This is a genomic window from Solwaraspora sp. WMMD1047, from assembly GCF_029626155.1.
In the GTDB taxonomy this organism is placed as follows: domain Bacteria; phylum Actinomycetota; class Actinomycetes; order Mycobacteriales; family Micromonosporaceae; genus WMMD1047.
This window is the reverse complement of record NZ_JARUBL010000001.1, coordinates 6,637,130-6,659,017: the sequence shown is the minus strand read 5'-3', so window position 1 is coordinate 6,659,017 and position 21,888 is coordinate 6,637,130. Positions and strand designations below refer to the sequence as shown.

The following is a 21,888-nucleotide window of genomic DNA, read 5'->3' as shown; positions in this document are numbered from 1 at the left end:
TACCGGGCCGCTCGGCACACGTCGTCGCCGTCGTCCCAGCTCAGGCCGGCCGACGCGGAGTGGCCGGGAACCTGCCGCGCAACCCGCTCCCGCCCTGTTGCCTGTGGCCTCTTGCGGCCCGAGGGCGGTGGACGCGGTGGCGCGGGCCGTCCCGCGAGCATCGGCTGAGCGACAGTTTCCCGGTCCAAAGCCGACACGAAATCGGCTGATCCCTATGTAGCGTGCTGCCTCATCGGGTGCGAGGTGGGGAGGACCGGATGGGGGTACGGCGACACGCGGGCCGGCGGGCGCGGCTGATTGCCGGTCTGTCGGCGGCGCTGCTCGGCCTGGCCGCCGGCACGGCCGGGCTGACGGTGGACCCGGCGGCAGCAGCCCTGCCGCCGGCAGCCCTGGCCGCAGCAGCCCTGCCGCCGGCAGCCCTGGCCGCGTCGACCGGCCACGAGACGGCAACGCGTCCCGGGCCGGCGGCGGTGACGCAGCCCGGGCCGGCGGCCGGGGCGCTGCGGCGGGACCTGGGGATCACCGACGACCAGCTCCGGGCGCGGCGGGCGACCGAGGGGTCCGCGTACCCGATGGAGTCGGTGTTGCGGGCGAAGCTCGGGGCGGGTTTCGCCGGGGTGTGGGTGGCGGCGGACGGGTCGGGCCTGGTCGCCGGGGTGACCGGCGCGGGCGACGGTGCGGTGGTCGAGCGGGCCGGAGTCCGGACGCGGTTGGTGCGCTACCGCGCGGCCCAGCTCGACGAGATGAAGGAGGCGCTGGACCGCAACGCGGCGGCCGTACCCGGATCGGTCTTCGCCTGGTACGTGGATCTGCCCAGCAACAGCGTGACCGTGCACGCCCAGCCGGGCCGGCGGGCCGACGCGGTCGGGTTCGCCGTCGACTCCGGCGTCGACGCGGCGGCCGTGCGGGTCGAGTTCCGGGACGGGCCGATGCAGACGGTGGAGGACCTGCGGGGCGGGGAGGCGTTCCGGTCCTCGCGGGGGCGGTGCTCGGTCGGGTTCGCCGTCGAGGGCGGGTTCCTCACCGCCGGGCACTGCTACGAGGAAGGGGAGGTGAAGTCGCCGCTCGGCGTCAAACTCGGCGAGTGGGCCGGCGTCACCTTCCCGATCCACGACCACGCCTGGGTCCGGACCACCCCGAAGTGGAACAACCTGCCCGAGGTGGTCGGGCTGGGCGCGGTGGCGGGCTCGCAGGAGGCCGCGGTGGGGGCGGCGGTGTGCCGCAGCGGCTTCAAGACCGGCGTGCGGTGCGGCACCGTCGTGGCCAAGGACGTGAGCACCACCACGAAATCGGGTAACTACATCGAAGGGTTGACGCTCACCACCGCGTGCGTGGAGCCGGGCGACTCCGGCGGGCCCTACCTCGCCGGTGACCAGGCGCAGGGGCTGACGTCCGTCGGTCGCGGGGACTGCACCGAGGGCGGGGATTCGATGTTCCAGCCGGTGAACCCGGCCCTGGCCGCCTACGGCCTCACGTTGCGTACCGTGCCGGAGCCGGACCCGGATCCGTGGTGGAACCGGTCGCCGGCCGACAGCGAGCGCGGCAGCCTCCGGGTCGACATCAACCGGGACCACCTCGACGACGTGGTGATGTTCCTCGACAACGGCGCCGGGCAGGTTGAGCTGTGGGTGACGCAGGGCCGGCCGGGGGGCGAGTTCTGGGCGCCCGAGATGGTGTGGGACAGCGGTCGGGGCAACTGGGACCTGAACCGGTCGCGGCTGGTGGCCGGCGACTTCAACGGCGACGAGTACGCCGACGTGGCGGTCTTCTACGACTACGGCGGCGGCCTGGCGCGGCTGCTGGTGTTCGAGTCCGACGGGTTCGGCGGGTTCTACGAGCCGCTGGTCAGATGGGAGAGCGGGGAGGGTAACTGGGATCTGCCCCGGTCCCGGTTCGTCGCGGGCGACTTCACCGGCGACGGGTCCGCCGACATCGGCGCGTTCTACGACTACGGCGACGCGCGTACCCGGTTGTTGGTCTTCGAGGCGGACGGGACCGGTGGCTTCCACGACCCGGTGCAGCGCTGGGACAGCGGGGAGGGTGGCTGGGAGCTGGGGAGTTCCCGGCTGGTGGTGGGCGACTTCACCGACGACCGGATCATCGACATCGGCGCGTTCTACGACTACGGGGGCGGGTTGACCCGGTTGTTCGTGTTCGAGGCGGCCGGCGACGGTCGGTTCGTCGAGCCGGCGGTCCGGTGGGACAGCGGCGACGACGCGTGGGACGCCGGCCGGGCCAGGTATGTGGCCGGGGACTTCACCGCCGACGGGCTCGCCGACGTCGGCGCGTTCTACGATTACGGGGGTGGGTTGACCCGGTTGTTCGTGTTCGAGGCGGTCGGCCGGGGCCGGTTCGCCGCGCCGATGGTGGGCTGGGACAGCGGTCCGGGCAACTGGCACGCAGGCGCCTCCCGGTTCGTGTCCGGCGAGTTCACCGGCGATCACGTGGTGGACATCGCCGCACTCTACGACTACGGCGACTACCGCACCGGCCTCTGGCTCTTCGCGTCACAGTCCACCGGCCGCTTCAACGCCCCGGTCATGAGCTGGGACAGCGGCCAGGGCAACTGGAGCTGCCCCCGCACCGCAACCCTGTGATTTTGTCCGGAATTAAGGAATCTGACGAAAATAGCGGATCGCTTGCGAATCTTTCGAGTTGGTCGACAGGATGTGTCCATGGGGGATGCTCAACGGGTCATGGACGAGCAGACGATTCTTCCGGAGGCGGCCGACACCGGCGTCGTCGTGGACCTGCTCCAGGTGCTCCGACGGCGTGGGCAAGACGTGCCCGAGGCCCGGGCGAAGCTGTTGAGTGCCGACGGCTCCAGCGCCATCGAATTGCCGGACGGGCTGCATGCGGTGCTGGTCAAGGCGCTTGAGGCATTGGCGAGCGGTTACGCGATCACCATCGCGCCGCACCACACGACCCTGACCAGTCAGCAGGCCGCCGACATGCTGGGGGTGTCGCGTCCAACGCTGACGAAGCTGCTCGACGATGGCAAGATCCCATTCGAGCGTCCCAACAGCCATCGTCGCATCAAGCTTGCCGATCTGTTGCGCTATCAGGAGCGGAGAAGGGGCGAGCGGCAGGAGATCCTGCAGGAGTTGACCAACGAGGCAATGGACCTCGGCCTTTACGATCTCTCCGGTTCCGCGTACGACGAGCGCGATTCCGCATCCGGTTAAGGTCAACTTCCGTGGTGAGCAATCGCCGCCTATCCTCGTCCGGTGCCGTTCTCCGCCCTTCTTGACGCGAACGTCCTGGTGCCGAACGTGCTTCGAGACACGCTTCTCCTCGTCGCGGAGTCTGGGCTATATCGTCCACTGTGGAGTGGGGACATTCTCGCGGAGGTGCGCCGGACGGTCCTGCGGCTTCGACCCGACATTCGGCCAGATCGGCTTGACTACACCTTCAGCCGAATGAACGAGGCGTTCGAGGGCGCCTGCGTGACGGGCTACCAGTCGATCATTCCCCACATGTCGAACGACGACGGCGACCGCCACGTGCTCGCGGCTGCCGTCGTGGGCCGCGCGGATCTGATCGTCACCAGGAATCTGAGCGACTTTCCGATCTCTCTCTGGTGCCGTTCGAGTTGGAGGCGCAGGATCCCTACCAGTTCCTCTGTCATCAGTACGATCTGCAACCAAATCTGGTGGCCGACATCATCCGTCGACAGAGCGCGATGACAGGGCGTGCCCCGGGGCACCGACGGCGAACCGTGCCCGAGGTGCTCGACCGGCTCAGCAAATGCGGCGCCGCAACCTTCGCCGACCGCATCAGCGCCCGCCTCGACCTATCAACCGGCTCCGATCTTGGGAGCCAATGGCCCCTATGAGGGCCTATGAGGGCCGTTTCTTGCCAAGATCTGTTGAGTCGAGCGGGGTTGTGAGGCGGGAGCCGGTGGGGTCGAGGCGGGAGGCGACAGGTCGGCCGGGGTGGGTGGCGGCGAGGGTGCGGAGGCGGATCGTCAGGGCGGCGGCGTTGGGGGTGGCGGCGTCGGCGGGAGTGTGCGCGTCCGGTGGAGTGGGTGCGCTGGTGGGAGGGGGTGCGCCGGGGACCGGGATGGGGTGGGTGGGGTCGGTGGGGAGGGTGGAGCGGAGGGCGCCGCCGAGGTAGCGGAGGCAGTGGGCGACCGCTTCGGGGAGTCCGTTGTGGACGGGGAACTCGTCGGCGGTGAGCGGGGCGGACGGGTGGACGACGCGGACGGACCAGCTCACGCCCTGGACCAGATGCGGGTTGCCGGCGTTGAGGCGGTGGTCGACGGCGGTGACGTCCAGCGCCAGGCCGAGGCCGAGCACCAGTCGGGCGAGGTCGTCAAGGGACGGGCCGGCCCAGTCGTTGGCACGCACGAACAGCCGCGCGCCGGGCACTCCGGCGGTGGCGCGGGCCAGGTACAGCGCGACCGGGTCGGCGTCCGGGTCGGTGTGGTGCACGATCCCCTCCCGGAGGAACCAGTCCAGCACCAGCTCGCCGTCGACGCTGGTCAGGTCCTCTGGGCGTACCGCGAAAGTGCTGGCGTGGGCGCCGAGCCGCAGGTGCGCGGGGAGCCGGAGCACCGGGGCGCCCGTGCCGTAGCTGGCGGCCACCGCGGCGCCGGCGCCGTCGTCCGGGCGCAGGTTCACGTGTACGCAGCGGGCGTGCAGATCGGTGACGGTGAGGGTGGAGCCGTGCCGCACGATCCGGGTGCCGCCGCAGTAGGGGCAGTGTGGCCGGCCGGCGCCCGGCTCCGGCGGCGGGCAGTGCGGGCAGTCCGACGACGGGATCGGGTCGCCCTGGTAGGCGGGGGCGGGCGGTTCCCAGCCGCGCACCAGCGGCACCGGCCGGTGCGGGGCGGAGGCGACATCGGGGGCGGACCGCAGGGTGACGTGCCACCAGGTGCGGTCCCGCCAGATGGCCTGCCCGCCGACGCTGTCGTGCGCGTCCCGGAGGATGCGGCGTTCGAGCTGGTCGAGGTCGTGCGCGGCCGGGTACCCGTTGACGCCCACTGACCGGGGCAGGTTCGCTGGATCGTCGGAGGCGAAGTAGTGGGCGGGGGCGGCCGGGTCGGCGTGGGCGAGGGCGGCTGCCGCGCGTACCGGATTGACTGTGGCGACGGCCGTGAGCAGGTCGCGGAGCCGGCGTCGCGGCAGCTCCGGCACGGGCGAGCCGGGCAGCTCGTAGCGGATGTCCCAGCTCGGCTCGGCGCGTACCGGGTCGCGGCGGGCCTCGACGACCAGGTCGACGCGGAGCTGGTCGGCGAGCGCGCAGAGCCGGCCGAGTAGCTTGAGATGGTCGGCCGGCCCGGGCGCGGTGGTGTGGCCGAGCAGGACCAGCCAGCGCAGGCTGGCCTGCTCGGCGAGGGCGGCGCCCTCCAGCTCGTGCCGGCGCGCTTCGGGCAGGTCGGGCCGCCAGTCGGGCGGCAGGGTGATGCCGTCCCGGTCGAGCCCGCCGGGTCGCTCGGGAAAGTCGGGGTCGTAGAGGCTGGCGGGGGCGACCCCGGCCCGGCCGGCGAGGTCGGCCACGATAGGCCGCAGCGGCAGCCACCAGCGCCCGTCCGGGGTGGGGGCAAGATCAAGGGATCCGGGCACGAGGTTCGCGGAGGCGACCTGCCCGGTGTCGAGGTTGCCGACGGTGAGCACCACCTGGGCGCGTCGCCGGCCGCGCCGCTCACAGTCGTGGCAGGGCACGGTGATGATGCCGGTGCCCCGGCAGTCCCGGCAGCCGACCCACGGTCCGCGCAGGTCACGTAGCGGCTTGGCGGTGCCGGGTCGGCCGGTGACGGCGGCGAGCTGCCCGTCCCGGCAGTCGCAGGTGCGCTGCCGCCAGGTCAGCCCGGCACACCAACCGCAGATCACCGTGTACGCGTCAGCCATGCCGGCGCCTCCGGTCGTAGTAGGCGCCCTCGTTCGGCATCCGCCGGACCGGCCGCCGGCCACGCCGGCAGCGGGGAAAGATCAGGTGAAACAGTCGACGCACGCGGGGTACCACCCTTCGGGGTCACGGGATCCGGCCGGGTCGTGCCATGAGCCGTTGGAAGGGCGGCCCGACCCCGGATAGGGGGAGAGCAGGGTCGGGCCACCCGCCCTGCGACCGCAGCCATCACTTCAGCGGTACGACCACAGAGCCGCACGTGGTCGGCCGGGGCGGACCATCCGGACCTACGCAAACACCAAGCCCGCCCCGACCGGGGGTGAGCGCCCCAAGAGCCATCCGGGAGCGTTCGCTTGGAACCTACAACCGGTGGCGATTGTAGGTCAAGGCGATACCTGCAACTGGTTGAGATTGGAGGTCTCGACGTGATCTCATGGGCATGCCATCCGGGGAGCGTGTATGCCCAAGCAGCAGTACCAGGTGCTCGCAGACGAACTGCGGCGGAAGATCGAGTCGGGCGAGTGGCCGGCTGGGACGAAGCTGCCCAGCCGCTCTCAACTCTGCAAGGAGTACGGGGTCTCGGACACCGTGGTCGGCAAGGCGATGATGATCCTTCGCGCCACCGGCCTGACCGAGACCCTCGAAGGAGTCGGCGTCTACGTTGCTGAGCGCCGGTAACTGCCTTGCCGGCAATCCCGGACTACCTCCGGATCGCGAACGCGATCATGGACGACGCCAGAAGTCGTCGGCTGAAGGCGGGAGACAAGCTCCCGTCGATAGACCAGCTCTGCAAGAATTACCACGTCAGTCCTTCGACGATCCGACTCGTCTTCGTCCGCCTCGAAGCCCTCGAAGTGATCGACCGTCACCAGGGCAAGGGCATTTTCGTGACCGACCCGGGCACCTGGCTCCGCAAACCATAGCGGGGATCATCGGATCCAATGGCTGGTCTGAAGTTGGTCCGCCTAGGATCGGAGGGCGGACGTCGTCGTGGCGTCGAAGGTACTGGAGCTCGTAGCGATGATGCGGACAGTCGCCGAGGATGTGCATCGACGTGACGGGTGGGCGATCTGATGCGCTCTGCGTTGCAGAATAGAAGGTGTGGACCTGTGGCGAATGAATGGATCGGACCGATTGTGACGGGTGCTGTCGGGACCGTTGGCATATCAGCGACTGTCTGGCTGGCACATAAGCAATTTCGGATCCAGGAGGAAAGAGCACTGAATACCGACCGGCGGACCGCCTATGGCGCGTTTCTGAAGTACACACAGCAGATGGAAGATTGTGCGGCGAGGCTGCGAGCGGAGTCGTCGTTACCTGAACCGACCGAAGTGAGCATCACAGCATACAAAGATGCCCGATCGGGAGCAACTGCCGCCTTGGCTGAAGTGTCGATTCTCGGCCCCGATGCTGTGTTTGATATTGCAGAAGCTTACCTCTCGACACTTGTGCGAAACGGGCTACAGAGCGACAGGGATGAGATTGTTGCTTACAAAGCCGCCGTCCTCCAAGTGATGCGCGCAGAGTTGGTTGGAAAGAAGAGTTCAAGCCCTCATTAACATCCTGCCATCTCTTGTTCCTTTACGTTTCGGACGTGGCGATTCGGCGCCGCATCTGGCATGATCTCCACCTCTGCTCGCTCGAGTTTCTGTGTCATTTCTCCTGCGCGTAAGAACGTTCGCTCCTGTAGGCCTCGAATAACCGTATTGCCGGCCACCACTGTATCCATGCCCTTCATCTCAACGGTGTCGGGCTCGTCCTCTCGAGCTATAGCGATGCTCTGGCCAGTGACTCTCTGCGCCGGAATTGGAGTGTGTCGCAGTCGTAGCCAGAGTCGGAGCACCCGCTTCAACATCTTGAAGCCAGGTACCGCAAACCATCCCAGCACGGATCCCCACCTCAAGTGGCTAACCGTCGCCGCTCGAATCTCTTGAAGATATAGGGCAAGCTTCTCGACATCGGCCGGAGGAATTTCTGCATATATCTCGCGGAAGATTGACGTTTCTCCGTCAACCTCAAAGATGGCGATCGCGAGGATGGTGTCCTTTAGCGTATGCCTACCTGCAACTTGTATCTGCTTCTCTAGAAGGTGGTAAATGGTTTCGGCGGCGGTGCTTCGTGAAACTCCTCCGGTCCTTATGTCGTCGGCGAGCCGGTCGCGAACCAGCCATAGTCGGTTGCGGTATGAGCTATGGGCGAGTCTGGTCAGCTGCATTGCCAGGATCAACGGGGCGAATGCGATGAATGTAACCATTCCGAACAAAATGATGGGATCGAGATTCACTTCGCGCTCACCCCCGGTTCCTGCGTAGATCGTCCAGCTCGCGTTCCAACCGTTCCAGCCGCTCGCGCTGGCTCTTGATCTTGCGCTTGCGCAGCCGACTCTGCACGCCGACAACACCCAAGACTACTACGACAGCGAGAGCGAACGCAATCGATATGTATGTATCGGTACGGATGGCTGTCGGACTTGCGATCAAACGCGTGATTACGCCCTCGGCTGCGGTAAGGGGGAAATATGCAACAGCGACAATTGCGGCATAGGTTGCGCCGTTGATTCCGCGGCTCCACAGTTGGTACCGCGTGTAGCGCTGCTTCGCAAGGTTGTCATCGCGGGCTCTGGTGAGGTCTGCCTCAAGATCCTTGATTCGAAGCATCGCCTCAGCAGTGCGTAGTTCTGCGCGGTCGGCCCGAAGCTCGGCTTGTTCTGCACGCAGCACGGCGATCTCGATACGAGGCGTGCCGGGCTGGATGTCCTTGGCCATGACGCGCATCATAGTAGCTGATAAAAACTCACCTTCGGCACCTCCCATGTGCCGTCGTGGTTTCTTGATCAAGATGTAGCTTGATCAAGAGGTCTTGGCCTCCGCATGGTCGATCGTTCGGATCTGCCGGATGTGTAGTTATCCCGTCGAAGACTTGAGGTTCCACAGGTCCTGTTCCTACACTTTCCTTCTTACCCGAGACAGTTGAGGACCCAGGCCTTCGTGTGTATGTGTGCGCGTTCGGCGACATGGCTCCTCGTTCTCTAGGGGTTCGCTTGATCGTCAAGCCCGACCGGATCTTTGACCGCGACTTCGAGTGGCGGCCGCTTGCGGTGTTCGTTGAGCGGGCGGGGCCGCAACTGGGGGTGGTCAGCGGGCGGCGACGGCAGGGCAAGACGTACCTGTTGGAGGCCCTGACCCGGGAGACCGGTGGGCTCTACTTCGGGGCCACCCAGGCCACGGCGGCGGAGTCGTTGCGGCTCTTTCACCCAGGCGCTCACTTCCTGGCTGGGCGTTACGGCGCCCGTCCGGTTCGGCGACTGGGACGAGGCGATCACCTACCTGTGTGCGCCGCACGAGCGGCCCGGCCCGATCGTGCTGGACGAGTTTCCCTACCTCAGCAAGGTTGAGCCGGCGCTGCCTTCGATCCTGCAACGGGAGATCGATCGGGCGGTGTCGGCCGAGCGGTCACTGTCCCTGCTGCTCTGCGGGTCGGCGATGTCCGTCATGGGCGGGCTGCTTGCCGGGTCGGCGCCGCTGCGGGGGCGGGCCAGCCTGGAACTCGTCATCCGGCCGTTCGACTATCTGCTCACCGCCCAGTTCTGGGGGCTGACCGATCCACGGTTGGCCGTACTGCATCACGCCGTGGTTGGGGGCACTCCGGCGTACCGGCGATTTGTGGGTGACGACGCGCCGGGCGACCTGGGCGACTTCGACGACTGGCTCATTCGAACCGTGCTCAGCCCGGCCACGGCGTTGTTCCGGGAGGCGCTGCACCTGTTGGCGGAGGAGGCTGACGTCCGGGACACCGCGCTGTATCACTCGGTGCTGGCCGCCGTTGCCGCCGGGAACAACACCAGGGGCGGGATCGCCGGCTACATCGGGCGTAAGGCGGCCGACATCGGCCATCACCTCAACGTCCTGGAGGACAGTTGCCTGCTGGTGCGGGAGCCGGACGTGTTCCGGTCCGGGCGGGCGGTGTACCGGATTGCGGAGCCGCTGATCACCTTCTATCAGGTGGTGATGCGACCGCAGTGGGGGCAGTTGGAGAGCGGGCGGGCCGAGCTGGTGTGGCGGGACGCGCGGTCGCGGTTCGCGGCGCAGGTTGTCGGGCCGCACTTCGAGCGGCTGTGCCGGGAGTACGCGCTGAACGCGCCGCCGGAGCTGTTCGGGGCGTTGCCGGGTGAGGTTGGGGCGGGGGTGGTGGCCGATCCGCAGCGGCGGCGTCAGATCGAGGTGGATGTCGCGGTGTTCGCGCCGGCGGTACCGGGGGAGCGGCGGCGGCTGCTCTCACTCGGCGAGGTGAAGTGGGGCGAGGTGATGGGGGCGCGGCACGTCGACCGGCTACGGCGGGCTCGCGACCTGCTCGCCGGCCGCGGCTACGACACCCGCGACACCGTGTTGACCTGCTACAGCGGCGCCGGCTTTGAGCCCGGTCTCCTTGGTGGCGGGGAACGGGTACGGACGGTAGGGCTCGACGACCTTTATGGAGCGGCGCCTTGATCAAGGCACGGAAGCTGAGAATCGCTTCCCCCACGGCCACGGCTATCTGGGTCAGGTGTTGTTGCGGTAGTCGCGGGGTGGGATGCCGGTGTGGCGCTGGAAGGCGCGGCTGAATTCGGCGGGGCGGCTGAAGCCCCAGCGGCGGGCGATGGTGGCGATGGTGAGGTGGTCGAGACGGCGGTCGGCCAGGTCACGGCCGGCCCGCTCCAGGCGACGGGTGCGGATGTGGGTGGCGACGCTGACCAGGTGGTGCTGCTGGAAGATGCGGTGCAGGTAGCGCAGGGAGATGCGGTGGGCAGCGGCGACCATGGTGGGACGGAGCTGCGGCCGGTGCAGGTTCTCCTCAATGAAGGCGATGATGCGCAGGTAGAGGGTGTGCGTGGCAGAGCGCAGCGGGGGATTCTTGCGTTCCAGGTGGTGGGCGAGTACCGCGGTGGTGAGGTCCACCATGATGGTCTCCAGGCGCAGCGCATCACGGTCGGTGCAGTGGGTCCGGCAGGCGGCCAGAGAGGCGAGGAAGGCTGCTAACGGGCGGCCGACGACTTCGGCTCCGGGTAGCAGCGAAGTAGCGCACAGGTCGGCGACCTGATGAGCGGGCAGCGGAAGCATCCTCTTGGGGAAGTGCAGTTGCACGGTCTCCGCCGGTGAGGTTGCATCGAACATCGTCCTGAGGGGCCGGGAGCTGTCGTAGAGGACCAGGTCCCCGCCGGCCAGCACGGAGCTGTTGTCGTTCTGTTCGATAATCTGGCAACCAGCCCGGACGAGAGCGAGTTGGTAGTACTCCGGGTCTGACCTGCGAATATCCCTTGGCGATCGTCGTGATGACAATGACGTGTACGCCATGGAGGCCAGCTGCGCGTCGCCGAACGGCATGACGCGGAGCTGCGCGGTGAACGCCTCCGGCTTCGGGCTGTCGACGGCCGTCGGTATCAGGAAGGTGCTGGTGATGTCACGCCAGGCATCCAAGCGTTCTCGTGCGGCGATCGTGGCGCCGTCGAACACAGTGATCATGGCCCCCGCTTCCCTCGGTGCGGCTACAGCATAGCGAGAGATCCGTCGATGTGCGCCGCAGGAGTACAACCGTGCGCTCTGTGCTAACGACAGGCCGGGTCTGTGGACCGAGAATTGTTGCTCGGGACAACGGTCCGAGATATTTCGCGTCCAGGAGGGAAGTTCGACGATGAAATGGCAGCGCATCGTAGCCAACACGACAGCGTTCGTAGTGGCAGCGGGGGCAGCGCTGACGGCCGTGGCCACTCCTGCTCAGGCCGCGGCCGGCGTATGCAACGAGCAGGGGAACTACGAGGTCTGTTCCATCTTCGGCGGCGCCGCAGAGGACACGCTGATCGCCCGAAAGATGATCGCGAAAATCAACGCGACTGCCAACGCGGCGCAGAGCGGTGACTACATCCGGGTCGCGATGTTCGCCTGGCGGAAGTCCGGCCACGGTGAGGAGGTCGCTGATGCGCTGGTCCGCGCCAAGCAGAAGGGCGTCAGCGTTCGCATCGTCATGGGCACGGAACATGTCGATTCGGGGATCGTGGCGAAGTTCGAAGATAAAGACGTCGACATCGACCTCGTCCAGTGTAGAGATTCTTGCATGCCGCCCGAGCGGGGTGCCATGCACAACAAGTTCATCGCGATCAAGAAGGGCGACACCAGGCTGGTGTTGCAGACCTCGTCGAACCTGGACGCCAACCAGGCGATGCATGCGCAGAACATGCTGATCGTCCGCGACGACACCGAGTTGTTCTCGGCCTATGTCAACTACTGGCGCCGGCTGTACGCCAGGAGCTGGACCTGGGAAGGAGTAAGTTGGAACGACGACGACGCCAAGAACCACTATGGCAGCAACGGCAACTCCCGGGCCTACTTCTTCCCGCAACCCACCAAACAGCCGCTGCCAGGCGTCCTTCGCAACGTCACCGAATGTACGAGCGGAAACAACCGGGTCTGGGTGCAGGCGAGCCACATCGACGAATCGTCGTTCTCCCAGAACGTGTTCATCGAACTGGGGCGGCTGCGCGCACTCGGGTGTGACGTCAGGATCATCGTCCAGAAGACCAGTCAGATGTACATCGTGTCGAGGTACGCGTTGCCCGCTCGTTGCGACGGCTACAACCACAACAAGCTGGTCCTCATCGACGCGAAGTATGCGGGAGAGTGGCGGAAGGCGGTGTTCGTCGGCTCATACAACCTGAGCGAGAACTCAAACGACCGAGCCAACGACGCGATGTTGCGAATCATCAACGGATGGGTCACCAACCGGTACATCGACCAGTTCAACCAACAGTGGAACTCCCCGGGGCAATGTGATGCCGATTAGTGCTGCTCCGGGAATCTAGAAGCAAGCTCTACCTAGAAGGATCACAAAGGCGAACCCCGAAGGGAAGACTGGAGATGAAATGGCAGCGTATTGTAGCCAAAGCGACGGCCGTCGTAGTAGCGGTGGGAGCAACGCTGATGGCTGTGTCCACTCCTGCTCAGGCCGCGGAGACCGCCACGATCTCCCGGTCGATCTATCTTGCGCCTCAGTCGACAGGCAACGCGCCCCTGCCAGTCAGCGCACCCCGGCGCATCTACTTGGCATCCGGCACCTACCTGTGGGATGCGACAATCTCACTCTCGGGGAGCAGCGTTGGCCCTGAAAGGACGATCTATCTGGCGGCCGGTTGGTACAACTGGCGCTGCCACATCAATGGCACTGGCAATCCCGGTATAGGCGACAGTAACTACTACACGTACTGCTACCTTGACCCGGAAAATACGAACTATCAAACTGTCTACGTACCCTCATCGGGGCTCTACTACTTCGCGCTTCCGCTCGGCGGGACGGTCAACTGGGTCAGTCGGCTCGACCCGCAATTCTGACCCCATGCCCCAGCGACGGTAGGTCAGTAGGTTCCTGCAAGGCGACTCTCCGATGAGTGCTCACCTTGTGTGACGTGATCGAACCATCTCGAGCAGGCTGGTCAGCGTCGGCCTGGACACGACCAGGACTCGCGCGACTTCGCTCGCAAGCCGCCGCCACAGTCCAGGACGGCGCTGACCAGCCACAGTCGACTACCCGCCGGATCTGGTGGGCGAACGATATTCTCCGATCCTATGATGCCGCCCAGTCCATCTGGCTCGCGTGGTCCTGCCATGGCTGCGGCGGGCTGGCGGCTGGGCGTTGACTTCGGGACCTCTCACACGGTCGCGGCACTTCGAGGACCCGTCCGCTGATTCCCGGCTGTCCGGCGTGACGCAGCGCTGGGACGCCTGACGGTTCAGCGTCTGCCGGCCGGATCCGCGTCCAGCCGGAGTCCAGTTTCTGTCCAACGAGGACTGAGAGCCTGCCCTGACCGACACCAGGGATGGAGCAGGCATGAGACGGACGAGAACCGCCCGGATGGTCAGCCGGGCATTGGCGTCGACGGTGGCGACCGCGGTGGTGCTGCTCGGGGCGGTCGGTACCGCCCTGCCGGCGCACGCCCAGGCACCGGCGGACCCGGGGGCGGCCCCGGCCCCGCCGAGCCGGACGGCCGTCAAGGTGGACGGCCTCACCGCCACGAAGGCGGACGGCGCCAAGCGGCCCGCAGGTCCGCGATCGACAATGAACAAGGGCGACACCGCCGTGCTGGAGCTGGACGCGGGGTCCGCGGTGCGCATGGTCGCCGCCGCGCCCCAGGCCGCCGGATGCACGCCCTACATCAGCGGGTACGTGAGCAAGAGCGGCCTGATGGTGCGGATTGACTACCTGGCCGAGATCGTCTGCAACTTCTACCTCGCCGGAGCGGGTCAGGCGTACCTGCTCGAACGGACCGCCGGCTCCCCGTACGACGGTCAGGTCGTCTCCGTCGCCACTCCCTTCACCTTCTACAACGGCTACTACGGATACAGCCTCGGGGCGGTGCTGATCGATGGCGCCGTCTACGACGGCGGTGCCGTCATGGAGGTCGGGTTCGACATCGGCCTGCAGACCCTCAACGGCGCGACCTGGGCCGGCTGCTTCGCGTTGCCGGCCGGGCACCGCTACCTGAGCCCCTGCTACGGCGTCGGCACCACCTACGTGTCGGTGGCGGTCGGCACCGGCGGGTTCGCCACCGGCCTCGCCCCGGGCCGGCTGGACCTGCTGGCGAGCTGGACGCAGATCAGCGAGAGCAGCTCCCAGGCGTTCCACTCGGCCCGGCAGAACCAGGCCGCGTACGCGGCTTACCAGTTCGACTGGTCCCACGACTACTGCACCTGGGCGCCGGACAACCCGCTCGGCTTCTCCTTCGAACGCTCCTGCATCCGCCACGACTTCGGCTACCGCAACTACAAGGCGGCCCAGCGGTTCCCGGAGAACAAGCCCCGCCTCGACTCCGCCTTCTACGAGGACCTGAAGCGGGTCTGCGCCGGGTACGAGGCGGCACTCCAGCCGCCCTGCTACGCCCTGGCCTGGCTCTACTACGAGGCCACCGTCATCTTCGGCCGCGTGCAGGTCACCGACGAACAAATCGCCGAGGCCGCCAAACTCATGCCGGACTCCGCTGCCGCCAAGACCCAGTCAGCCTGACCCACAACCCCACCCTTCCCAACGACCCCCGGTGCACGACGAGGCCGCGCCCGGCCCCACCCGTGCACCGGGGCGTCGCTGATCACGGAACCACCAGCTGGCGAGGTGTTGAGACGCTGCGTTGTCGCTGGGACGACGACAGAACGTCTCAACACCCTTGGCTACTGCGGGGGGCGCCAGCCGGCGGCTAGGAGGGCGGTGCGGATCTGGGTGATGACGTAGTCGGGGCGGTTGCGGACGTCGAAGGCGGTGAAGCGCAGGATGCGGTCGCCGGTCAGCCAGACCTCGTTCTGCCGCTGCAGGTCGGCGGCCCACTGGCGGGCGTCCATGTGGTGCGCGCCGTCGATCTCGACGTGCAGCCGCCACTGGCGCCAGTACGCGTCCAGGTAGCGGTTCCTGCCCTGCCCGTCCTTGCGGCGTTCCTGCCGGCTGGGCTCGGGGAGCCCGTGGCGGCGGCAGAGCCGGATGAAGTCGATCTCGGAAAGCGCGTGCGCTCCGCCGGCGATGTCCTCGACCGTCCGCCTGATCAGCGTCCGGCGGGGAATCTGCGGCATCCGGTCCAGCACCTGCGTTATCTCGTCCGGTGTGACCTTGCGCTGCTGGCAGCCCGCCGCCAACATTCCCTGCGCATCGCGGTCACTCTCGGCCCACTGCGCGGCGTCGACAAGCGCGCGGGCCATCGTCGTGCGCATCGGGCGCGCGAACTGCAGGTCGCTGTCGGGCAGGTGCCTGGTGCGGCGCACCTTCACCGCCGGCAGCTCGAAAGAGAAGGTACGCGGCAGCCGGCTCGCGTGCCGGGGATAGGGAACGAGGACGTCGATCACCTGCCGCCGCCAGTAGCCCTTGAGCCCTCCGGCGAGCGCGGCGGTCAGGCCCGCCAGCACGGCCCTCTCACCCGCGGCGAGCACAGCCACCCACCACTGTGCATCCTGGGTCAGCGGTCCCGTTCCGCTGGCCAGCACGCCTCGGCAGAGACGTTGCCAGCGGCCGGTGGCGAGCAGGTGCCGCACCCGCGACGGCCCCAACTCGGCCACCGCCTGCCCCCACGTCACCACCCCCGCCTGCTCGAACAGCAGCCAGTCCAGAGCGCTCGCATCATCCCGCGGCAACCGCACCCGCCGATAAAACCACCCCACCACCCCCCGCCGCCGCCCCGTCACTCACCGTTTGTTCCTGTTGAGACGCGCCGTTGTCATCCCAGCGCAATGCCAGGAAGTTAAGTGCTTTCCGGGCCGGGTTTGGTGAGGTTGGTGGTGTAGGTGGCTGTGGTTGATGCTGGTTCGGTTCGTTTCTTGCCGCGGTAGGGCGAGGTAGGGCGTTTGACCGCTCGGGGGCTGGAGCGTGACCGGCGTGGGCCGGTCTGATCGTCTAGGAGTTCGTCAGCGACCGTGATCAGTGCGCTGGTGAGGTCCCGGCTGGTGGTGATCGCGGTGTTGATGACGTGTCGACGTGCCAGGCGTAGGCAGGTCAGGAACGGTAGTCGGTCGGGGTCGAGGTGATGCTCGGCGGCGGTCGTGGTGATCAGGTCCCGTAACGCTTGGTAGACGATGAGATGAGCCCACATCTCCTGCCGGACACCGGTGGGATCGTGGGAACGTAGTACGACCTTCGACCCTCGCTGGTGGGTCTTGAGGTTCTGGTAGCTGTTCTCTGTTTCCCAGCGTTGGTGGTAGCAGTCGATCAGCTGTCCCGCGGTGATGTCCTGCGGGCAGAGTAGGTTGGTGACCAGCCGGTACCGCTCGGTCCGGCATGCCGTCACGCCGTGTCGGTTGGTGGTGGCGACCGTGACGGTGTACTCGATCACCCGGACGGTGATGACCGGTTCGGTGCCCCGCCGCCGCCCTGGTGGGGGTTTGATGACTGATATCCAAGATCCATCTGGCAGTGCCCTTACCACGGGCAGGTGGCGGTTGGACTTCATCCGCCAGAGCAGTCCTGCGCCGGTGGCCTCCGCTGCCCGCCACAGGTCATAGCCGTGAAAGTTCCGGTCAGCGACGAGCAGCATGTCTTCCCGTAGCAGGGGAAGCAGGGCGCGGGCCTGGACCATTTCCGCTTCGCGGCCGAACGACGCACCGATGACCGCATGCGTGCCACACTCGATCAACGTCAACAGCCACAGCCGTGGGTAGCCCGCCGTGTTGCCACCGCCACCCGCATCACGACCAAAAGCGGCCTCATTGGCGGGACTGTCGGCCGTCTGCAGCTTGGTGCCGTCCCAGGCCACGACCCGCCGTCCGGCCACGAACACGCCGGGCATGCCCGGCTCGCCCCGCGCCCCGGCCACCCGCTCGAACAGATATCTCAGAGGCGCCTCCCCCAACCGCTGACGGGCCTGAGAAAACGCCGAGGTGGTAGGGGTGATCCTGGCCAACGCGGGCCAGCCCGAAACCAGCAACCGCCACACCTGCCGGTAGCCGTCCGTACTGAACAGGCACATCGCCAACACAAACAACACCACCACCCGAGCCGGCAGCAGACGTACCCGCCGCTGAGTGACTCCGGTCGCCGCTACCGCCTCATCGATGAGCTCTCGCGGCACCGACTGTGACAGCACGCCCAGCCCGATGTGTTGCCACGCGGCGCCCGCACCAAGCCGCGGCAACGCATCCATGGAAGAATCCCCGGACAACGAAGCTCCTGTATGAATTTAGATCTTGGTCGATCCACGTTCTACAGGAGCTTCGTCTTATTCAGGCACGTGACACACCCTTAACTTCCTGGCATTGCATCCCAGCGACAACAGCCCTTCACAACAGGGGTGCTAATCGGGGGTGGGAGACTGCGTGGCGTGATGTCGATGGCGGAGTTGGAGCGGCGAGCCGGTGGTACGGAAGCCCTGCCGCTGATCAGCGTGACGGAGTTCTTCGACGGCAACGACAACGAAGAGTCCATCGCCCCCAACCAGTGGGAGTTCGGGCGGCCGCCGCTGGCCGAGTTGGCGAAACGGTTCCACGAGATCGACCAGCGCGACGACGTTGCCTGGGTGCGGGTGCAGTTGCACCCGGAGACCTGGGAGTTCGAGGAGCTCGCCGGCGAGGCGGTCGCCATCTGCACCTCGGCCGACGAGGCCACCTGCGATGCGTGGATCGACGGGCTGGAGTCCAGCGGGGTCATCGAGGGCCTGGTCGACGAGTATGTCGGCGTGCCGCCGGTCCCGGACGGCCTGACGATCTGGTCCGTGACCTGGGACTGAGGTCGAGCCGCCGCGCGCCCCGCGAGGGCGCGGGTGTTCAGGCGTCATCCGTGCCTTCGGACTCGCATGTTCCTCCGGATTGGCGCGACTACCGCAACCACGAACCGATCGACCTGCCACCCGGGCATTCGATCCGGATGAACGCCCGCGGCCACATCGCCCAGCATCGGCCTCGACGAGATGGACCTGGCCAGCTGGCTGTGGCGGCCCAGCGGGGTGACCGAGCTGCGGTGGCCCGAGCGGGTGGTCTGGATGCGGGCCAACCTCACCATATAGCGGACGGGGGGTCTTGCGGCAAGGCCGGGGTGCTGCCGCAGAATTGCCGGCCGAGGCCAGAAGCTGCGGAAACAGGTCCGGGGCGGCAGTCATCGGGGGGCTTTCGTGTTTGACGTGATCGTGGCCGGGGGTGGGCCGACCGGGTTGATGCTCGCCGGCGAGCTGCGGCTGCACGGGGTGCGGGTGGTCGTACTCGAAAAGGAGCCGGAGCCGACCAGGTACGTCCGCGCGCTCGGGCTGCACGCCCGCAGCATCGAGGTGCTCGACCAGCGCGGGCTGCTGGACCGGTTCCTCGCACTCGGCCGGCAGTTCCCGGTCGCCGGCTTCTTCGCCGGCATCGCCAAGCCGGCGCCGGACCGGCTGGACACCGCGCATCCGTACGTCCTCGGCATCCCGCAGACGATCACCGATCGGCTGTTGGCCGAGCGCGCCGCCGAGGTCGGCGCCCGGATCCGGCGCGGCTGCGCGGTGGTCGGGCTGGACCAGGACGGCGACGGGGTGACGGTCGAGCTGGCCGACGGTACGCGGCTGCGCGCGCGGTACCTGGTCGGCTGCGACGGCGGCCGCAGCACGGTACGCAGACTGCTCGGCGTCGGCTTCCCCGGCGAACCCACCCGGGTCGACACGCTGCTGGGCGAGGTGGCGGTGACCGCGCCGCCGGAGCAGGTCGCCGAGATCGTGGCCGAGGTCCGCCGGACCCACCTGCGGTTCGGCCTCGGGCCGATGGGCGACGGGGTGTACCGGGTGGTCGTGCCCGCCGAGGGGGTGGCCGAGGACCGCGCGGTGCCGCCGACCCTCGACGAGGTGAAGCGGCAACTGCGGGCGTACGCCGGCACCGACTTCGGCGTGCACTCGCCGCGCTGGCTGTCCCGGTTCGGCGACGCCACCCGGCAGGCCGACCGCTACCGGGTGGGTCGGGTGCTGCTGGCCGGCGACGCGGCGCACATCCACCCGCCGATGGGTGGACAGGGCCTCAATCTGGGCATCCAGGACGCCTTCAACCTGGGGTGGAAGCTGGCCGCCGAGGTCAACGGCTGGGCGCCGGCCGGGCTGCTGGACAGCTACCACACCGAACGGCATCCGGTCGCCGCCGACGTGCTGGACAACACCCGCGCGCAGGCCGAGCTGATAACGCCCGAGCCGGGTCCGTTGGCGGTACGCCGACTGCTGTCCGATCTGATGGACTTCGACGAGGTCAACCGGTACCTGATCGAGAAGATCACCGCGATCGGGGTGCATTACGACCTCGGCGACGGGCACGAACTGATCGGCCGGCGACTGCCCGACGTGGAGCTGACCCGGGGCCGCCTCTATGGGCTGCTGCACCGTGGTCGCGGGCTCCTGCTCGACCGGACCGGCGGGCTCTCGGTGAGCGGGTGGGCGGATCGGGTCGACCACGTCGTGGACGGCGGCGACGAGCTGGCCGCGCCGGGCGTGCTGTTGCGGCCGGACGGCCATGTGGCCTGGGCCGGGGACGACCAGACAGAGCTGCTCCGCCACCTGCCGAGATGGTTCGGCGCGCCGGTCGGCTGAGCGCCGGGGCGGCTCGGAGGGGCCGTATACGGGGCGTGACAAATTGATGCCAGCGATTGCCATGCATCGACGCCCTTGCTTGCCTGTGTGAGCGGTCACATGATAGCTTCCCCAAGGAGCTACCGGGCAGCTCCACGTCAGCCTATCGGGGCCCCATGCGGCCCCTGAATGATGCGTATCGCGGTGTCTTGCCGCGCCCATTCCACCACCAAGTTCGCCGTCCCCTGCCCGCCAATCGGCCCCAATTGGCGGGCGACCTCACGACATTCGTCGTCCGAAAAAAAGTGGAGTTCAAATGCGCGTTCGTACGAGATGGTTGGCCGCCCTGAGCGTCGCGCTGCTGGGGGCAGCCGGCCTGACCGTGGTCCAGACGATCTCCGCGCCGAAGCCGGCCCTGGCGTTGGAGAACGGGGTGGGTCGTACCCCGCCGATGGGCTGGAACAGCTGGAACACGTTCTACTGCAACATCAACGAGACGCTGATCCGGCAGATGACCGACGCCATCGTCAGCTCGGGCATGCGGGACGCCGGCTACGAGTACGTCGTCGTCGACGACTGCTGGATGAACCCCAACCGCGACTCGGCCGGCAACCTGCAGGCCGACCCGGGGCGGTTCCCCAGCGGCATGAAGGCCCTCGGTGACTACATCCACGCCCGTGGCCTCAAGTTCGGCATCTACCAGGCGCCGCTGGACCAGACCTGCGCCCAGTACTTCGACTCCTACCCCGGCGCCACCGGTGCTATCGGCCGCGAATATCAGGACGCCCGCCAGTTCGCCGCCTGGGGCGTGGACTACCTCAAGTACGACTGGTGCTCGCCGACCGGCACCATCAACGACCAGGTCAACCGGTTCGCCATCATGCGCGACGCGCTCGCCGCCACCGGCCGCCCCATTCTCTACAGCATCAACTCCAACAGCATCCACGAGAAGACCGGCCCGATGCGCAACTGGGGTGACGTCGCCAACATCTGGCGCACCACAGAGGACATTACGAACGCCTGGGACACCGGCCAGACAAACGGCTACCCGATGGGTATCCAGAACATCATCAACGTGACCGTTCCGCTGGCCGGTTACGCGCGGCCGGGTGCGTTCAACGACCCGGACATGATGGAGGTCGGCCGGGGCGGCATGAACGACACCGAAATGCGCAGCCACTTCGCGATGTGGGCGATCATGGCGTCACCCCTGATCGCCGGCAACGACATCCGCAACATGAACGAGGCCACCCGGACGATCCTCACCAACCCGCGACTCATCGCGATCAACCAGGACAGCCTCGGTCTGCAGGGCGTGCAGGTCTCCTTCGACGGGACCCGCCGGGTGCTGGCCAAGCGGCTCGCCAACGGTGACGTCGCGGTGGCCCTGTTCAACCAGGGCAACTCCACCACCACCATCTCCACCACCGCGGCGGCGATCGGCAAGTCGGGCAGCTCGTTCACCCTCACCGACGCCTGGACCAACGGGACCTCCACCACCAGCGGCAGCATCTCGGCCAGCGTCCCGGCGCACGGCACGGTCGTCTACCGGGTCAGCGGCGGTGGCACCGTCACCCCGCCGCCCACCACCACGCCCCCGCCGAGCAGCACGTTCCGGCTCCGCAGCGAGTCCAGCGGCCGATGCCTGGACGTCGACAACAACAACTCGGCGAACGGTACGGGGATGCTGATCTGGGACTGCCACTCCAACGCCAACCAGCGGTTCACCCAGGTCGGCCAGACCCTCCAGGTGCTCGGCAAGTGCCTGGACCTGCCGACCAACGCGGTCGCCGGCACCCGGGCGCAGATCTGGGACTGCAACGGCGGCACCAACCAGCAGTGGACCTTCAACAGCAACGGGACCATCAGCAACGGACGGTTCCCGTCGCTCTGCCTGGACGTCAACAACGCCGGTACGGCGAACGGCACCACGGTGCTCGTCTGGAACTGCCACTCCAACGCGAACCAGCGGTGGAGCCGGGCCTGACACCCTGATCGACCCGGCGCCCGGGATGGCACCGTCAGCGGAC

General features: G+C 67.5%; 19 protein-coding genes. 13 read left to right on the top strand and 6 right to left on the bottom strand.

Annotated elements, in window-relative coordinates:
- Positions 1–257 precede the first annotated feature (257 nt).
- The 3 genes from O7627_RS30465 (at position 258) to O7627_RS30455 (ending at position 3,686) form a co-directional block, all read left to right on the top strand.
- Positions 258–2,597 (top strand): S1 family peptidase, encoded by a 2,340-nt coding sequence (locus O7627_RS30465; RefSeq protein ID WP_278096893.1) that lies wholly within the window; start codon positions 258–260, stop codon positions 2,595–2,597.
- 99 nt (positions 2,598–2,696) lie between these two features.
- Entirely contained in the window at positions 2,697–3,185 is a 489-nt protein-coding gene (locus O7627_RS30460; protein WP_278096892.1) for a helix-turn-helix domain-containing protein, read from the top strand.
- Between the two features lie 42 nt (positions 3,186–3,227).
- On the top strand, positions 3,228–3,686 hold the full coding sequence (locus O7627_RS30455; protein WP_278096891.1) for a PIN domain-containing protein: 459 nt from the start codon (positions 3,228–3,230) through the stop codon (positions 3,684–3,686).
- A 153-nt stretch (positions 3,687–3,839) separates the two neighbouring features.
- Here the strand turns inward: O7627_RS30455 and O7627_RS30450 are convergent, their stop codons facing one another.
- The gene (locus O7627_RS30450; RefSeq protein WP_278096890.1) at positions 3,840–5,852 is read right to left on the bottom strand and encodes a hypothetical protein; all 2,013 of its coding nucleotides are present in this window, start codon (positions 5,850–5,852) and stop codon (positions 3,840–3,842) included.
- Between the two features lie 457 nt (positions 5,853–6,309).
- On the opposite strand from O7627_RS30450, the gene O7627_RS30445 reads away from it, so the two are divergent.
- The 3 genes from O7627_RS30445 to O7627_RS30435 all read left to right on the top strand — a co-directional run bounded on the left by O7627_RS30445 (position 6,310) and on the right by O7627_RS30435 (position 7,409).
- Positions 6,310–6,528, top strand: a complete 219-nt coding sequence (locus O7627_RS30445; RefSeq protein WP_278096889.1) for a winged helix-turn-helix domain-containing protein — start codon at positions 6,310–6,312, stop codon at positions 6,526–6,528.
- 5 nt (positions 6,529–6,533) lie between these two features.
- Positions 6,534–6,773, top strand: a complete 240-nt coding sequence (locus tag O7627_RS30440; RefSeq protein ID WP_278096888.1) for a winged helix-turn-helix domain-containing protein — start codon at positions 6,534–6,536, stop codon at positions 6,771–6,773.
- Positions 6,774–6,959: 186 nt separating this feature from the next.
- The gene (locus O7627_RS30435; RefSeq protein ID WP_278096887.1) at positions 6,960–7,409 is read left to right on the top strand and encodes a hypothetical protein; all 450 of its coding nucleotides are present in this window, start codon (positions 6,960–6,962) and stop codon (positions 7,407–7,409) included.
- On the opposite strand, the gene O7627_RS30430 is transcribed toward O7627_RS30435, so the two are convergent.
- Positions 7,406–8,134, bottom strand: a complete 729-nt coding sequence (locus O7627_RS30430) for a hypothetical protein (protein WP_278096886.1) — start codon at positions 8,132–8,134, stop codon at positions 7,406–7,408. The two genes, O7627_RS30435 and O7627_RS30430, sit on opposite strands and share 4 nt — an antisense overlap.
- A gap of 7 nt (positions 8,135–8,141) precedes the next feature.
- Entirely contained in the window at positions 8,142–8,615 is a 474-nt protein-coding gene (locus O7627_RS30425; protein ID WP_278096885.1) for a hypothetical protein, read from the bottom strand.
- Between the two features lie 429 nt (positions 8,616–9,044).
- Between O7627_RS30425 and O7627_RS30420 the strand changes: the two genes are divergently transcribed.
- Positions 9,045–10,337 carry an ATP-binding protein gene (locus O7627_RS30420; protein WP_278096884.1) on the top strand — a complete coding sequence of 431 codons (1,293 nt, stop codon included), beginning with the start codon at positions 9,045–9,047 and terminating at the stop codon, positions 10,335–10,337.
- 51 nt (positions 10,338–10,388) lie between these two features.
- On the opposite strand, the gene O7627_RS30415 is transcribed toward O7627_RS30420, so the two are convergent.
- Positions 10,389–11,348, bottom strand: coding sequence for a helix-turn-helix domain-containing protein (locus tag O7627_RS30415; RefSeq protein ID WP_278096883.1), 960 nt, complete (start codon positions 11,346–11,348; stop codon positions 10,389–10,391).
- Between the two features lie 169 nt (positions 11,349–11,517).
- On the opposite strand from O7627_RS30415, the gene O7627_RS30410 reads away from it, so the two are divergent.
- From O7627_RS30410 to O7627_RS30400, 3 genes are all read left to right on the top strand, one after another.
- Positions 11,518–12,663 carry a phospholipase D-like domain-containing protein gene (locus tag O7627_RS30410; protein WP_278096882.1) on the top strand — a complete coding sequence of 382 codons (1,146 nt, stop codon included), beginning with the start codon at positions 11,518–11,520 and terminating at the stop codon, positions 12,661–12,663.
- Positions 12,664–12,737: 74 nt separating this feature from the next.
- A complete protein-coding gene (locus O7627_RS30405; RefSeq protein ID WP_278096881.1) occupies positions 12,738–13,208 on the top strand; it encodes a hypothetical protein in 471 nt (156 codons plus the stop codon).
- Positions 13,209–13,704: 496 nt separating this feature from the next.
- On the top strand, positions 13,705–14,877 hold the full coding sequence (locus O7627_RS30400) for a phospholipase (RefSeq protein WP_278096880.1): 1,173 nt from the start codon (positions 13,705–13,707) through the stop codon (positions 14,875–14,877).
- Positions 14,878–15,038: 161 nt separating this feature from the next.
- Here the strand turns inward: O7627_RS30400 and O7627_RS30395 are convergent, their stop codons facing one another.
- Together O7627_RS30395 and O7627_RS30390 are read right to left on the bottom strand one after the other, a co-directional pair.
- Positions 15,039–15,992 carry a DUF559 domain-containing protein gene (locus tag O7627_RS30395; protein WP_278096879.1) on the bottom strand — a complete coding sequence of 318 codons (954 nt, stop codon included), beginning with the start codon at positions 15,990–15,992 and terminating at the stop codon, positions 15,039–15,041.
- Between the two features lie 101 nt (positions 15,993–16,093).
- The gene (locus tag O7627_RS30390) at positions 16,094–17,488 is read right to left on the bottom strand and encodes an IS4 family transposase (protein WP_278091547.1); all 1,395 of its coding nucleotides are present in this window, start codon (positions 17,486–17,488) and stop codon (positions 16,094–16,096) included.
- A gap of 177 nt (positions 17,489–17,665) precedes the next feature.
- Between O7627_RS30390 and O7627_RS30385 the strand changes: the two genes are divergently transcribed.
- The 3 genes from O7627_RS30385 (at position 17,666) to O7627_RS30375 (ending at position 21,845) form a co-directional block, all read left to right on the top strand.
- The gene (locus O7627_RS30385) at positions 17,666–18,070 is read left to right on the top strand and encodes a hypothetical protein (protein WP_278096878.1); all 405 of its coding nucleotides are present in this window, start codon (positions 17,666–17,668) and stop codon (positions 18,068–18,070) included.
- 381 nt (positions 18,071–18,451) lie between these two features.
- A complete protein-coding gene (gene rox / locus O7627_RS30380) occupies positions 18,452–19,879 on the top strand; it encodes a rifampin monooxygenase (protein ID WP_278096877.1) in 1,428 nt (475 codons plus the stop codon).
- A 295-nt stretch (positions 19,880–20,174) separates the two neighbouring features.
- Positions 20,175–21,845, top strand: coding sequence for a ricin-type beta-trefoil lectin domain protein (locus O7627_RS30375; RefSeq protein ID WP_278096876.1), 1,671 nt, complete (start codon positions 20,175–20,177; stop codon positions 21,843–21,845).
- Positions 21,846–21,888 lie beyond the last annotated feature (43 nt).

Excerpts from the sequence above, each read along its gene's own strand:
- O7627_RS30465 (WP_278096893.1), top strand. The coding sequence starts at position 258 with ATGGGGGTACGGCGACACGCGGGCCGGCGGGCGCGGCTGATTGCCGGT.
- O7627_RS30400 (WP_278096880.1), top strand. The coding sequence starts at position 13,705 with ATGAGACGGACGAGAACCGCCCGGATGGTCAGCCGGGCATTGGCGTCG.
- O7627_RS30375 (WP_278096876.1), top strand. The coding sequence starts at position 20,175 with ATGCGCGTTCGTACGAGATGGTTGGCCGCCCTGAGCGTCGCGCTGCTG.
- O7627_RS30410 (WP_278096882.1), top strand. The coding sequence starts at position 11,518 with ATGAAATGGCAGCGCATCGTAGCCAACACGACAGCGTTCGTAGTGGCA.
- O7627_RS30415 (WP_278096883.1), bottom strand. The coding sequence starts at position 11,348 with ATGATCACTGTGTTCGACGGCGCCACGATCGCCGCACGAGAACGCTTG.
- O7627_RS30445 (WP_278096889.1), top strand. The coding sequence starts at position 6,310 with ATGCCCAAGCAGCAGTACCAGGTGCTCGCAGACGAACTGCGGCGGAAG.
- O7627_RS30460 (WP_278096892.1), top strand. The coding sequence starts at position 2,697 with ATGGACGAGCAGACGATTCTTCCGGAGGCGGCCGACACCGGCGTCGTC.
- O7627_RS30390 (WP_278091547.1), bottom strand. The coding sequence starts at position 17,488 with ATGGATGCGTTGCCGCGGCTTGGTGCGGGCGCCGCGTGGCAACACATC.
- O7627_RS30450 (WP_278096890.1), bottom strand. The coding sequence starts at position 5,852 with ATGGCTGACGCGTACACGGTGATCTGCGGTTGGTGTGCCGGGCTGACC.
- O7627_RS30425 (WP_278096885.1), bottom strand. The coding sequence starts at position 8,615 with ATGGCCAAGGACATCCAGCCCGGCACGCCTCGTATCGAGATCGCCGTG.
- O7627_RS30405 (WP_278096881.1), top strand. The coding sequence starts at position 12,738 with ATGAAATGGCAGCGTATTGTAGCCAAAGCGACGGCCGTCGTAGTAGCG.